11 protein-coding genes and 1 pseudogene are annotated in these 13572 nt (G+C 58.9%); 8 read left to right on the top strand and 4 right to left on the bottom strand.

All coding sequences use genetic code 11. The features are described from left to right. Positions 1–166 precede the first annotated feature (166 nt). The 3 genes and pseudogenes from L8H52_RS08000 to L8H52_RS30500 all read left to right on the top strand — a co-directional run. Positions 167–460, top strand: coding sequence for a co-chaperone GroES (locus L8H52_RS08000; RefSeq protein ID WP_242206617.1), 294 nt, complete (start codon positions 167–169; stop codon positions 458–460). 51 nt (positions 461–511) lie between these two features. Next, complete coding sequence (gene groL, locus L8H52_RS07995) at positions 512–2158, top strand: chaperonin GroEL (RefSeq protein WP_175553332.1); 1647 nt, start codon at positions 512–514, stop codon at positions 2156–2158. Between the two features lie 56 nt (positions 2159–2214). Continuing rightward, positions 2215–2337 (top strand): annotated as a pseudogene (locus tag L8H52_RS30500) (metal ABC transporter ATP-binding protein); the annotation flags it as partial. A 13-nt stretch (positions 2338–2350) separates the two neighbouring features. Here the strand turns inward: L8H52_RS30500 and L8H52_RS07985 are convergent. Both L8H52_RS07985 and L8H52_RS07980 read right to left on the bottom strand, forming a co-directional pair. Then, positions 2351–3094, bottom strand: a complete 744-nt coding sequence (locus L8H52_RS07985; protein WP_242206615.1) for a phosphatase PAP2 family protein — start codon at positions 3092–3094, stop codon at positions 2351–2353. A gap of 53 nt (positions 3095–3147) precedes the next feature. Beyond that, entirely contained in the window at positions 3148–5097 is a 1950-nt protein-coding gene (locus L8H52_RS07980) for an LTA synthase family protein (RefSeq protein WP_242206613.1), read from the bottom strand. 202 nt (positions 5098–5299) lie between these two features. On the opposite strand from L8H52_RS07980, the gene colR reads away from it, so the two are divergent. From colR to L8H52_RS07955, 5 genes are all read left to right on the top strand, one after another. Further along, positions 5300–5983 carry a two-component system response regulator ColR gene (colR, locus tag L8H52_RS07975; protein ID WP_016986673.1) on the top strand — a complete coding sequence of 228 codons (684 nt, stop codon included), beginning with the start codon at positions 5300–5302 and terminating at the stop codon, positions 5981–5983. After that, entirely contained in the window at positions 5973–7247 is a 1275-nt protein-coding gene (locus L8H52_RS07970) for a HAMP domain-containing sensor histidine kinase (protein ID WP_242206611.1), read from the top strand. Before colR ends, L8H52_RS07970 begins: the two co-directional genes overlap by 11 nt. Before the next feature lie 161 nt (positions 7248–7408). After that, entirely contained in the window at positions 7409–8077 is a 669-nt protein-coding gene (locus tag L8H52_RS07965) for a class I SAM-dependent methyltransferase (RefSeq protein WP_242206609.1), read from the top strand. Positions 8078–8081: 4 nt separating this feature from the next. Beyond that, entirely contained in the window at positions 8082–8798 is a 717-nt protein-coding gene (locus tag L8H52_RS07960) for a lipopolysaccharide kinase InaA family protein (RefSeq protein WP_007916599.1), read from the top strand. 2 nt (positions 8799–8800) lie between these two features. Further along, positions 8801–9028: a hypothetical protein gene (locus tag L8H52_RS07955; protein ID WP_016986677.1), complete on the top strand. Its 228-nt coding sequence runs from the start codon at positions 8801–8803 to the stop codon at positions 9026–9028. Between the two features lie 174 nt (positions 9029–9202). Here L8H52_RS07955 and L8H52_RS07950 read toward each other — a convergent pair whose 3' ends face one another. Together L8H52_RS07950 and L8H52_RS07945 are read right to left on the bottom strand one after the other, a co-directional pair. Then, complete coding sequence (locus L8H52_RS07950; protein WP_242206607.1) at positions 9203–12238, bottom strand: multidrug efflux RND transporter permease subunit; 3036 nt, start codon at positions 12236–12238, stop codon at positions 9203–9205. A gap of 13 nt (positions 12239–12251) precedes the next feature. After that, entirely contained in the window at positions 12252–13400 is a 1149-nt protein-coding gene (locus L8H52_RS07945) for an efflux RND transporter periplasmic adaptor subunit (protein WP_242206605.1), read from the bottom strand. Positions 13401–13572 lie beyond the last annotated feature (172 nt).

Genomic DNA, 13572 nt, shown 5'->3' with positions numbered 1-13572 from the left:
AATAAGCTTATGCGCCCTTATGTATCGGTCACCGCAAGGTTTCCGGTATTTGAACCGGACAGACTTCCGCGACTCGCTCGACGAGCCGCAACCGGCGCAGGCCGGATTTGTTAAACCCGCCGGGACCACACCGGCCGATGAAAACCACAATTAGGAGAGATCGACAATGAAGCTTCGTCCTCTGCATGACCGCGTCGTAATCCGTCGCAGCGAAGAAGAAAAGAAAACCGCTGGCGGTATCGTCCTGCCAGGTTCGGCTGCCGAGAAAGCCAACCACGGTGAAATCCTCGCTGTAGGTCCGGGCAAAGCACTGGAAAGCGGTGAAGTGCGTGCACTGGCCGTCAAGGTTGGCGACAAGGTTGTGTTCGGTCCTTACTCCGGCAGCAACACTGTGAAAGTCGACGGCGAAGACCTGCTGGTAATGAGCGAGAACGAAATCCTCGCGGTTATCGAAGGCTGATACCCCCCGTTCATTTTCCCGCTACTACAAAGTATTTAAGGAATATCGATCATGGCTGCTAAAGAAGTTCTGTTTGGCGATTCCGCCCGTAAAAAAATGCTCAAGGGCGTCAACGTCCTGGCTGACGCAGTAAAAGCGACCCTGGGCCCGAAAGGCCGTAACGTGATCATCGAGAAGAGCTTCGGCGCTCCGACCATCACCAAGGACGGCGTTTCCGTCGCCAAAGAAATCGAACTCGAAGACCGTTTCGAAAACATGGGCGCGCAGCTGGTCAAAGACGTTGCCTCCCGTGCCAACGATGACGCTGGTGACGGTACTACCACCGCTACCGTTCTGGCTCAGTCGATCGTCAACGAAGGCCTGAAAGCCGTCGCTGCCGGCATGAACCCGATGGACCTGAAGCGCGGCATCGACAAGGCGACCATCGCAATCGTCAAAGAGCTGAAGAACCTGTCCAAGCCATGCGCTGACACCAAGGCAATCGCTCAGGTAGGCACCATCTCCGCCAACTCCGACAACTCCATCGGCGACATCATTGCCGAAGCCATGGAAAAAGTCGGTAAAGAAGGCGTGATCACCGTTGAAGAAGGCACTGGCCTGGAAAACGAACTGTCGGTTGTTGAAGGCATGCAGTTCGACCGTGGCTACCTGTCCCCGTACTTCGTCAACAAGCCAGAGACCATGGTTGCCGAGCTGGACAGCCCGCTGATCCTGCTGGTCGACAAAAAGATCTCGAACATCCGCGAAATGCTGCCAGTGCTGGAAGCCGTTGCCAAAGCCGGCCGTCCACTGCTGATCGTTTCCGAAGACGTTGAAGGCGAAGCCCTGGCGACTCTGGTTGTGAACAACATGCGTGGCATCGTTAAAGTCGCAGCCGTCAAGGCACCAGGCTTCGGCGACCGTCGCAAGGCCATGCTGCAGGACATCGCTGTTCTGACCGGCGGTACCGTTATCTCCGAAGAGATCGGCCTGAGCCTGGAAGCCGCTACCCTGGAAAACCTGGGCAGCGCCAAGCGTGTGACCATCTCCAAGGAAAACACCATCATCGTTGACGGTGCCGGTGCAGAATCCGACATCCAGGCGCGCATCACTCAGATCCGTGCTCAGGTTGCCGAGACTTCGTCCGACTACGACCGTGAAAAACTGCAAGAGCGTCTGGCCAAGTTGTCCGGCGGCGTTGCAGTGATCAAGGTTGGCGCTGGTTCCGAAGTTGAAATGAAAGAGAAGAAAGCCCGCGTTGAAGACGCCCTGCACGCAACCCGTGCAGCCGTTGAAGAAGGCGTGGTACCTGGCGGTGGCGTTGCGCTGATCCGCGCTCTGCAAACCCTGGTTGACCTGAAAGGCGACAACGCTGATCAGGACGTCGGTATCGCCGTTCTGCGTCGCGCTGTTGAAGCGCCGCTGCGTCAGATCGCTGCCAACAGCGGCGACGAGCCAAGTGTTGTGGTTAACGAAGTCAAGAACGGTAAAGGTAACTTCGGTTACAACGCTGCGACTGGCGAATACGGCGACATGATCGAAATGGGCATCCTGGACCCAACCAAGGTGACCCGTTCGGCTCTGCAAGCAGCATCGTCGATCGGCGGTCTGATCCTGACCACCGAAGCAGCTGTAGCTGACGCGCCGAAGAAAGACGGCGGCGCTGGCGGCGGTATGCCAGACATGGGCGGCATGGGTGGCATGGGCGGCATGATGTAAGCCAGCCTTGTCCCTGTAACGCAAAACCCCGCTGGCGAAAGCCAGCGGGGTTTTTTATTGCCCGTATTTCAGCGGTACACCAATCCGCTGTGGGAGCGAGCCTGCTCGCGAAGGCGCCGGATCAGCCAACATTAATGTTGAATGACACACCGCATTCGCGAGCAGGCTCGCTCCCACAATGAGATCTATATTTCAGGCGCTGACCGGTTGTGCCTGGACCACGGCCTCGGCCTTCACCGCCGGGCGATACAGCACCCAGTAATACGACCCCAGACAAATCAGCCAGCAGAAAATCGCCGTCCACACGTTGTGCGAGAAGAAGTGCGCCCCCTGCATCATCCGGCTGATCGAAAACACCGAACCCAGTGCAAAGGCAAAGATGAAAGCCTGACGCGCCAGGCGCGGACGGCGATCACGCAGGACAAAGAACAACGCAAACAAGGTGAACCCCGTCGCCGCATGGCCACCGGGCCAGCAACGGCCGGGTTTGTTGGTCTGTGGACGATGTTCCATCAGTTTGCTGTAGGTTTCATGCCCGCCGAATTGCTCCAGGCTCCATGGGCATTGCACCGCCGTCACGGCTTTGACCGGGGTGACGAACGAGGTCGCCAGGCCCAGCGACAGCACCAGGCAGCCCAGCTCACGCTTGAATGGCTTCAGTCTGGCGATAAAAAACGAGCCGATAAAGCCCAGTACCGCAATCACCGAAAAGCCGATCACCACCTGTTTGGCACGGTCATGAAGGATGTTTTCAAGGAAAAAGCTGTGGCGGCCAATGAAGTCGCCGGCAACCGGATCGTAGAACAACTGCGCCAGCACCATGTCCAGGTCGGTCATTTCCAGCAGAATCAGGCTTATTGCCGCGATGAGGGGAATGCCCAGATACAGTCTCAGATTCAGCGGGCGAGGGGTGGGGCGTACAACACTTGATGACATGTTGGTTCCTGAATAAAAGAAACGCCCCGGAGCATCAGCCCGGGGCGCTTCGATTAACGATCGCTGACTTGCGGAGCTCCCTCCTTGGGAGCTTTCCAGCCAAGCAGCTGTTGCTTGAAGCCATAACTGGCGGTTTGGTAATAGGTGATGGCGCGGCTGATCAGCGGGTCATCGCTGGTTGCGCGGGATTCGCGGCTCTCGGTCAGCGCATCGTCATGCCGGCGCAAGCCTTGGCGCGGACTGAGGATCGCCAGATCCTTACCGTCGAACAGGCCCAGATGCTGGTAGTTGCCGACCACGACGCGCGGTGGCAGCGGGTTGTCCTGCAACAGGTTGCGACCGAAGAACGTCGATTGGTAATCCATGTTCAACAAGCCCAGCAGCGTCGGCGCCAGATCGATCTGGCTGGCCAGTTGGCCATTCTCGCGAGGCTCGACCAACTTCGGTGCATAGATGAACAGCGGAATCTGATAGTTGGCGATCGGCAAGTCTTCTTTGCCGGCGCTACCGGCCGTGTGGTCGGCAACGAAGATGAAGATCGTGTTGTCGAACCACGGTTTCTGCCGTGCCTGCTCAAGGAACTGGCCAATCGCATAGTCGGTGTATTTCACCGCGCCATCGCGACCATTACCGGATTTGATGTCGATCCGGTCGTCCGGGTAGGTGTAAGGACGGTGGTTGGAGGTGGTCATCAACTGCAATAGAAACGGCTGCTGTTTGGCATAGTCGGCATCGGCCAGCTTCAGGGTCTGCTTGTACAGATCCTCGTCGGCCATGCCCCAGGCGTTCTTGAAGTGAATTTCGGCTTCATCAACGCTGCTCTGGTCGACCACGCGATAACCGTTGCCACTGAAGAACGCGTTCATGTTGTCGAAGTAACCGCGTCCGCCGTAGACAAACACGCTGTCGTAGCCCACTGCGCTCAGCTGCTGACCGAGACTGGCGAAACCGCTTTCACGGCCGATGCGCTTGACGATCGAACGGCCCGGAGTCGGTGGAATGGCCAGGGTGATGGCTTCCAGACCACGGTCCGTGCGAGTGCCGGTAGCGTAGAAGTTATTGAAATACAGGCTCTGTTTGCGCAAGGCATCCAGATTCGGTGTCAGGTCACGTTTGTCACCATTGCTGCCCAGGTACTTGGCGCTGAGGCTTTCGATGGTCACCAGCACGATGTTCGGTTTACGCGGGGTGCCGGGGTTATCGATCATCCGGCGAATGTCTTGCGGATCCTGGCCGATGAAGCGTGCGTTAGGCTCGCTCAACTCAGCGCGAATCTGCCGGGCGACTACGTCAGGCGTGTGGCTGCTGTAGAACTGTGTGTAGTCCAGTTCATTGTTACGAAACGCAGCGAAGAACTGATAAGGGCCGTTGCTCGCCAGTTCATTCTGATAGGCGTTGCCGCCTTGGGCGCGGGGCGCATCCTGACTGAGCAACTGCAGGCTCAGGCCGGCGACCACCAGCAGCACCAGCGCATTGAGCAAACGCCCACGCAACGGCGGCAGCGGAGCGTCCAGCGCCGCATTGAACGGCTTGCGCAGAGCGAAGCTGAGAGCGACGGCCAGCAGCGCGAGGATGCTCAGCAGCGTGCCGATCGGGTACGACTCCAGCACGTTGTTCAGCACTTCGTCGGAATACACCAGGTAGTCGACAGCGATGAAGTTGAAGCGCACGCCGAATTCGTCCCAGAACAGCCACTCGGCCACCGAGACGAACAACATGGCGAACAGGCTGACGGTGAGCAGCCCTTGCAGAAACCAGCGATGACCACGGCGACGCCACAGCGCTGGCGGGCACAGCAACAGGTACAGGCCCATCGGCAGCGCCGCGTAGGCGAGGAACCCCAGGTCATACAGCAGACCGACGCCGAAGACGGAAAGCGCAACGCCACCGGCCTCATCGAGGTGAGCCAGCAGCAGGACGATTCGGGTCAGGGAAAACACCACCAGCCAGACGCCAGTGACCAACAGCAGAAGGCGCAGGGGCGCCGTCTTGAAAAAGTCCATTGTCTACATTCCTTATATCTAATGGCGCGAGAGTCTCGCGTTGTCACTGTAGTCAGGTTGTGAACCGATAGTGAAAAACTCGTTAAGGTTTGAATTTGCTTGAGAGAGTTGATTTACGAGGCTTTCAGCCCTAGCCCTGAGCTGGCGATGGCCTTAAGCTGCGCGAGCCATGACGGCCGTTACTGTGTACGGAGGAGTGCCCATGCGAATTCTATTGGTTGAAGACAACCGCGATATCCTCGCCAATCTGGCTGATTACCTGGGGCTCAAAGGCTATACCGTCGATTGCGCCCAGGACGGTCTGTCAGGCCTGCATCTGGCGGCCACCGAACATTACGACCTGATCGTCCTCGACATCATGCTGCCTGGCATCGACGGCTATACCTTGTGCAAACGCCTGCGTGAAGACGCCCGTCGCGACACGCCGGTGATCATGCTCACTGCCCGCGACCAGCTCGACGACCGCTTGCAGGGCTTCAAGTCCGGCGCCGACGATTACCTGGTCAAACCCTTTGCCTTGTCCGAACTGGCTGCGCGCGTCGAAGCGGTGATGCGGCGTACCCAGGGTGGCGGACGCCGGGCGTTGCAGGTCGGTGATCTGAGTTATGACCTCGATACACTGGAAGTGACCCGTGAAGGCAAGTTTCTCAAGCTCAACCCGGTCGGCCTCAAGCTGCTGGCAGTGTTGATGCAGAAGAGCCCGCATGTGCTGCGCCGGGAAATTCTCGAAGAGGCACTGTGGGGTGATGATTGCCCGGACAGCGACAGCTTGCGCAGCCACGTGCACCAATTGCGTCAGGTGATCGACAAACCGTTCGCCAAACCACTGCTGCACACCGTGCACGGCGTCGGTTATCGCTTGGCCGAGGGCCGCGATGGAGTTTAAGCAAAGCCTTTCCCAGCGGATCATCATTGCCTTTGCGCTGATGAGCGCGCTGGTCGCGGGGGCCTTTGCCATGGGCATCGTTGCGACCGTACACCTGGTGGAAGAGAAGCTGATTTCGGCGGGGCTGGGCGGCGATCTGCAACGCCTGCTGCTGATGGACAACGTCTCGGACTGGAGCCATCGCCCGGAGCCGGATCAGCTGTTCTATTTCAGTGGCGGGCCGGGCGATTTCGAGCTGCCGAAGGACTTGCGCCACCTCGATTCCGGCTTCCACGAGGTGTTCCGGGAGCAATTGTCGTATCACGCGATGGTTGAGATCGTCGACGGTCGGCGTTATGTGCTGTTGCAGGATCAAAGCGATTTCGAAGAGCGTGAGCGCGTGCTGTTTGCCGTGGTGCTGGTGGGCTTCGTGCTCAGTCTGGCGCTGGCGGTGTTCCTTGGCTGGGTGCTCGCGCGCAAGGTGATGGCGCCGGTGGTGCGATTGGCCCGGCAAGTGCGCCATCGCGACCAGTTGCTCGGGCTGGCACCGCCGCTGGCGCCGGATTATGCGGCCGATGAAGTCGGTGAACTGGCGGTGGCGTTCGACGCCACGTTGGGGCGTCTGCGTCAGGCGCTGACCCGTGAAAGATTGTTCACCAGTGATGTCAGCCACGAGCTGCGCACGCCGTTGATGGTGCTGGCCAGTTCCTGCGAACTGCTGATGGAAAACCCGGCCATCGATCAACGCGGACGCAATCAGGTCGAGCGTATTGCCCGCGCCAGTGAGGAAATGCGCGAACTGGTGCAAACCTTCCTGATGCTCGCGCGCTCGCAACGTGAAGATGCCGGTTCGGCGCCGCAACAGAATCTCGCCCAAGTCGCGGACAGCCTGCTGTGCGTGTGGCGTGAGCCGATCGAAAGCAAACGGCTGACCTTGCAGTTCGAACCGGGAAATCCGCCGAGCACGTGCCACAACGCGACGTTACTGACCGCGGTGATGGGCAACCTGTTGCGCAACGCTTGTCACTACACCGAGAAGGGTTTCATTCGCCTGACACTCACTGCCAACGGCTTTGTGGTGGAGGACTCCGGTGTCGGCATTCCGGAGGAAAAACGCGAAGCCATGTTCGAGCCTTTCGTGCGTGGCAACGAAAAACGCGGCGAAGGCTTGGGGTTGGGATTGTCGCTAGTTCAGCGCATCTGCGAGAACCAGGGCTGGACCGTCAGTCTCAGCACGATGGAGCCCAATGGCTGCCGCTTCGAAGTGGATCTTGGCAAAATCTGACGCGTGCAGTGGCTCGATGCTACTCCCTCCTTCCTGTCTAAATCCTGTATAACGCTGTAATAATTTGTCTATTTACCGGACATTTTTTTCACAAACGGATGACCTGACGCTGACACGCCGCTCCTTAAGGTGGTGACATCAGCAATTCAGGAGTCCAGGTGATGGCCGGCCCGATCAAACTCGATTTTTCCGAGAAGTACGACGATCAACATGCGCAGAAATACCTGCGCAAGCACAAAGAGAGTCTTGGACGTCGGCTTTCTCACTGGCGTGACGAGCAGCTGGCCCGCAAGGCGCTGTCGTTGGTCGGTGAGCCAGGGCTGGTGCTGGATCTGCCTTGTGGTGCCGGGCGGTTCTGGCCATTGCTGGGTGAAAAGACCAACCGGGTGATCATTGGCGCGGACAACTCCGAGTCGATGATCAAGACGGCCATGCAGGCGCAACCGGCCGATGTGGTGAAACGGGTACAACCCTTGCACACATCTGCGTTCGACATTGCCTTGCCTGACAACGCCGTCGACAGCATTTTCTGCATGCGTCTGCTCCACCACATCGGTGAAGCCGAGCATCGCCGGGCGATTCTGCGCGAGTTCGAGCGTGTCACCCGTGACAGTGTGATTGTTTCGCTGTGGGTTGACGGTAATTTCAAGGCCTGGAAGCGCGAGCGTGCGGAGAAAAACCGTGACAGGCGCGAGTACCAGAATCGCTTTGTGTTACCGGCCGCTACGGTGGAAAAGGAGTTCGAAGACGCAGGTTTTCGAATTCAGGAACAACTGGACTTTATTCCGCTCTACGCCATGTGGCGGGTTTACGTATTACGCAAGAGGTAACAGGATGGCAGTGCAATTTGCAGCAGAAACGGATGTCGCTCCGCAAGATCGCTTTGACTTTTACTGGAACCAGCGCGGCGAGTGGGTGGAAGAACCCAATGTTCGACGCGGTGGCGAAAGTGGTGTGCAAAGGGTCGTGGGGCGCGATGGTCAACTGCTGTATGCCAAGCGCCAGACTGGACACATTTATCGCAGTTGGTTGCACCCTTTTGGCCGTCCTACTGTTTTGCGTGAACTGGACGCGCTGACTGGCGTGAGCAAACTCGGCGTGCGCGTGCCCGAGATCGTTTTCTGCGGTGCCCAGCCGGACCCTCAACACAAGTGGCGTGCACTGCTGGTCACCAAGTCCCTGGACGGTTTTCAGGAACTGGAACATTGGCTGGCGGCTGCCGGCGGTCGCGACCAGTGTGGCGATGTGGTTTATGAGCGCGTGCTCAAGGACCTCGCCGAGAACCTGGCGCGCATGCACAAGGGCCGTTGGCAACACAGCTGCATCTACATCAAGCACGTGTTTGTGCGGGTGACGGGCGAAGGCGAGTCGGCCAAGGTCGAGGTTGCCTTGATCGATCTGGAGAAATGCCGCCAGCGTCTGACCGCCTATCGCGCCGCCTCCCATGACATGAAGCAATTGCGCCGCCATTCGTCGTTCCGCGACGCGGACTGGAAGAAACTCGTCTATTTTTATGAGACGGCGTTTGGCAGCGCTATCAAAGGTTTATAGCGATGAAACTAGAAATTGCACGAGGTTTGTTTTTGGTTGGAGCCTTGGCAGTTGCGTCATTGGCGGTGGCTGCCTGGGAGCAGCCCCGCATGCAGGTGGTTGGCGCGTCCGTAGACGACGCCCACTGCGCAGTCCCACGGGTGGCGAAAGCCGCCGTGGCGACCAAACCCGATCATGATTTGTTGCTGTTCATGTTTGGACTTTCTCAAGGCATGAGGCCGCAGAGTTGAAACGATTGAAGCCGACATAAAAGGCCTCGCAGATGCGAGGCCTTTTTTTATGCCCGGATTTTATGGATATACGCTAACCAATGTGGGAGCGAGCCTGCTCGCGATAGCGGTCTGTCAGTTAACACTTATGGTGCCTGACACACCGCCTTCGCGAGCAAGCTCGCTCCCACGGGGTTATGCAGTTGGTTTGGGATCGGGTTTGGCCAGCAAGGTGTAAACGCACGGCAGCACAAACAGCGTAAACAACGTGCCAATCGACATCCCCGTGGCAATCACCATGCCGATATCAAAACGGCTGACCGCACCGGCCCCCGTGGCCAGAATCAGCGGCACCATGCCAAACACCATCGCCGCTGTGGTCATCAACACCGGCCGCAAGCGAATCGCCGCCGCTTCCTCAACGGCTTCACGCGCCGTCAGGCCTTTGTCCTTGCGCAACTGGTTGGCGAACTCGACGATCAGAATCCCGTGTTTACTGATCAGACCGATCAGCGTCACCAGCCCGACCTGGGTGTAGATGTTCATGCTCGACCAGCCGAGAAACAACGGAATCAACGCACCGCAGATCGACAACGGCACCGTCACCAGAATCACCAGCGGATCGCGGAAGCTCTCGAACTGCGCTGCCAGCACCAGAAAGATAATCGCCAGCGCCAAGGCAAACGTCACCCACAACGCGCTGCCTTCCTGGACGAACTGGCGTGACGCGCCGCCATAGTCGAAGGCAAACCCGGCCGGTGCTTCTTCGCGGGCAATCTGCAAAACCGTGTCGATGGCTTCGCCCATGCTGACCAACGGGAAACCGGAAATCTTCGCCGCGTTGAGCTGCTGAAACTGATTGAGCTGACGCGGCCGCGCGCGGTCGCTGACCTTGATCAGCGTCGACAGTGGCAGCAATTCGCCCTGAGTGTTTTTCACGTAGTAATTGTTCAGCCAGTCCGGGTTATCGCGGTACGGCCGTTCAACCTGGGCGATCACCTTGTAGCTGCGACCTTCGATGGTGAAACGGTTGATTTCCGCCTCGCCCAGCAGGGTGGCGAGAGTACCGCCGAGGTCCTGCATCGACACGCCCATCTGCGCGGCTTTGGCGCGGTCGATATCGACCACCACTTCAGGTTTGTCGAACGCCAGATCGAGGTCGACGAAGGCGAACTTGCCCGACTCCATGGCGCGCTTCTTGATCCGGTCGGCCACTTGCAGCAGCAGTTCGTAATCGTTGGCGGTGTTGACCACGAACTCGAACGGCAAGCCTTCGCCGGTGCCGGGCAGGGAGGGCAGGTTGAAGCCGAAAATCTGCAGGCCCGCAATGGCCCCCAGTTTGCCTTGTACCTCGGGGAGGATCTGCATCTGCGTGCGGCTGCGCTCGTTCCACGGTTTCAGCAGGAACCCGCCGATACCGGCCTGCACACCGTTGTAGCCGTTGATCTGGAACGAGGAGTAGTACTCCGGGAATTCCTTGAAGATCTTGATGAACTCGTCGGTGTAGGTGCTCAGGTAATCGAGGTTGGTCGGCTGCGGCGCGTTGGCCATCATGAAAATGATGCCCTGGTCTTCGTCCGGGGCCAGTTCCGATTTGGTGAACTTGAGGAACACCGGGATCAGGCACAACACGATCACCGCGAATACCAGCACCACCGGCCGCGTGTTCAGCGTGCCGTGGAGCATGCTCTGATAGCGGCGCTTGAGGCCTTCGAAGATACGGTCGAGGCGGTGCGCCAGGCCACTGGGGTTTTCCTCGTGGCGCAGCAAGAACGCGCACATCATCGGCGACAGTGTCAGGGCGACGATCCCGGAAATCACCACCGCACCGGCGAGGGTCAGCGCAAATTCCTTGAACAGCGCTCCGGTCAGCCCGGTGAGAAAACCGATCGGCGCATATACCGCCGCCAGGGTGATGGTCATCGAGACCACCGGCATGGCGATTTCCCGCGCGCCTTCCAGCGCCGCATCAAACGGCGTCTTGCCTTCCTCGATGTGCCGATGGATGTTTTCCACCACGACAATCGCATCGTCGACCACCAGACCGATGGCCAGCACCATCGCCAGCAGCGTCAGCAGGTTCATCGAGTAGCCCATCATTTGCATGAAGAACATCACGCCGATCATCGACAGCGGGATGGTTACCACCGGGATCACCACCGAACGCAGGGCTCCGAGGAACAGGAACACCACGACAATCACGATCAGCACCGCTTCGAACAGGGTTTTCACCACTTCGTCGATGGAGGCCTGAATAAACAGTGTGGCGTCGTAGGCGATCTCGCTTTTCAGATTCGGCGGCAGTTGCGCTTCCAGCTCGGGCATCAGCTTGCGCACTTCCCTGATCACGTCCAGCGGGTTGGCGCCCGGCGTGGCCTTGATGCCGATGTATACCGAAGGCGTGCCGCCGAAGGAGCTGATCGAATCGTAGTTTTCCGCGCCCATTTCCACCCGCGCGACATCGCTGAGCAGTACGCGGCTGTCACCACTGACCTTGAGCGGAATCGCCGCGAAGGCTTCGGCCGATTTCAATTCGGTGTTGGCGTTGATGCTGGTGACTACATACTCGCCTTTCACTTCGCCGGCAGCGGAGAGGAAGTTGTATTGCCGCACGGCGTTGGTCACGTCGGCGGCGCTGAGGCCAAAACCGGCGAGCTTCACCGGGTCGAGCCACAGACGCATGGCGAACACCTGATTGCCGAGGATTTCCGCTTCGGCCATGCCCGGCAGCGTCGCCAGTTTCGGCTGGATCACCCGCGACAGGTAGTCAGTGATCTGCGGGTTGCTCAAATCCTTGCTGAAGAAGCTGATGTACATCAGCGCCGAAGCGTCGGCGGATTCCTTGCTCAACACCGGGTCTTCGGCGTCCTGCGGCAGCTTGTTTTTCACCTCGTTGGCCTTGGCCAGCAATTCGGTGAACAAACGGTCGGTATTGGAACCGATGCGCGCGTAGATCGAAATCACCGAGAAGTTCTGCCGACTGACCGAGGTCATGTAGTCGATGCCCTCGGCGCTGGCCAGACTTTGCTGCATCGGCTGGGTGATGTAGCCCTGAATGGTTTCGGCGTTGGCCCCGGGATAAGCGGTGGTCACCGTGATCAGGGCGTTTTCCATTTGCGGGTATTGGCGCAGCGGCAACTTGCTCCAGGCCTGAAAGCCGAGCAATACAATCAACAGGCTGACCACAGTGGCGAGCACCGGGCGGCGGATGAACGGATCAGTAAAAGCCATGAGGATTCCTTGATCAGTCGGCGCGAGGCGGACTGTTCTGCTCGCCGAGGGTCTTGTCGTCGCTGATGGCAATGTGGGCGCCGTTGTCCAGTTTGATCTGGCCGGCCGTCACCACTTGTTCGCCGCTCTGCACGCCCTTGTTGATCATCACCAGGCCATCGCGGCGTTCACCGGTTTCGATGAAGCGGCGTTCGGCGATCAGCACCGGTTGGCCCTTGTCATCCTTTTCGACGCTGCCGTCCTCGGCTTTCTTCTGCCCGACCACGTAGATCGAGTTGCCGTAGAGGGTGTAGGTGATCGCACTTTCCGGCACGACGATATGTTTTTGCGGATCCGGCAGCAGCACGTCGAGGCTGGCGAACATACCCGGCAGCAGCTTGCCGTCGGGGTTGGCCAGGGTGGCGCGCACGAGAATATTGCGCGTGGTGCTTTCGACGATCGGGTTGATCGCGCTGATCTTGCCGGCGAAGGATTGCTTGGGATACGCGGCGACAGTGATCTGCACCGGCTGACCGATGGCGAGTTTCGGCACCGATTGTTCGGGCAGGTAGAAGTCGGCGTAGAGGCTGCTCAAATCCTGCAACGTGGCGATTTTTGTGCCACTGGCCAGATAATCACCGACGTCGACCTGACGGATGCCGATGGTGCCGCTGAACGGCGCGAGGATGCGTTTCTTCGCCAGTGAGGCGTTGAGCTGATTGACCGTGGCGCGGTTCTTTTGCAGCACGGCGGAGAGACGGTCGTACTCGCCTTTGGAGATCGCGCGGCTGTCGACCAGTTGGCTGCCACGGCCGAAATCCAGTTGCGCCAGACCCAGATCGGCCTTGGCGGTTTCCAGCAGGGCGCTCTCGACGGCGCTGTCGAGTTGCAGCAACGGTTGCCCGGCCTTGACCTTCTGTCCGGATTCGAACTTGAGTTCGGTGACGGTGCCGGCCACTTCCAGGCTCAGCTCGACCCCTTGCAGCGCCTTGAGCGTGCCGACGGTAGGCAAACGCAACTGCCACGGCTGCTCGGTGGCATGGGCCACGGCGACGCTGATCGGCGGTTTCGGCTTGGAAAAGCCCTGGATCATCGTGTAGATCGAAAAGGCTTTGTACCCGCCCAGCACCAGGACGATCAACAAAACAACACCCAACATGATCAGCATGCGGCGACGCAGCATATTTCCAGTTCCTTGGATAAATCAGGTGAGACAGGCGGGCACATTACTCCGAGTACAGGGGGGATTCCAACTGACAGTTCTTACAGGGTGGCTGAAAAAGATCGCAGCATGCGGCAGCTCCTTCAGGAGATTGCATTCCAGAGTAGGAACTGCCGCAGGCTGCGATCTTTTA

The sequence above is a fragment of the Pseudomonas sp. CROZ-RG-20F-R04-15 genome, assembly GCF_022662375.1.
In the GTDB taxonomy this organism is placed as follows: domain Bacteria; phylum Pseudomonadota; class Gammaproteobacteria; order Pseudomonadales; family Pseudomonadaceae; genus Aquipseudomonas.
The sequence above is the reverse complement of the archived record's forward strand: the minus strand, read 5'-3'. Positions and strand labels throughout refer to the sequence as shown.